This window comes from Arthrobacter koreensis (assembly GCF_035792275.1).
GTDB lineage: Bacteria > Actinomycetota > Actinomycetes > Actinomycetales > Micrococcaceae > Arthrobacter_B > Arthrobacter_B koreensis_A.
Genome location: NZ_JAMWKK010000046.1, coordinates 1 through 255, shown reverse-complemented (window position 1 = coordinate 255; position 255 = coordinate 1). Strand labels below are relative to the sequence as shown.

The 255-nt window shown below is 63.5% G+C and carries 1 pseudogene; it reads left to right on the top strand.

From position 1 onward, the window contains the following. Positions 1–255 (top strand): annotated as a pseudogene (locus tag NGB94_RS16765) (IS30 family transposase); the annotation flags it as partial.

Here is a 255-nt window from a genome sequence, read left to right as displayed (position 1 = left end):
TTCAATGGTCCCCGGAGCAGATCTCGAAGAAGCTGGTCTCAGATTTTCCCGATGACCAGGAGATGCGTGTGAGCACCGAAACGATTTACCAGAGCCTTTACTTCCAGGCACGCGGCGGGCTCAAGCGCGAGGTTCAGTCCGCGCTGCGTACCGGCCGGGCACGGCGGGTAGGGCACCGGGAACCGGACAAGCGCCGCCCCCGGTTCATCGATGAGGCCCTGATGATTTCCGAGCGCCCCGCCCTGGTCGAAGACC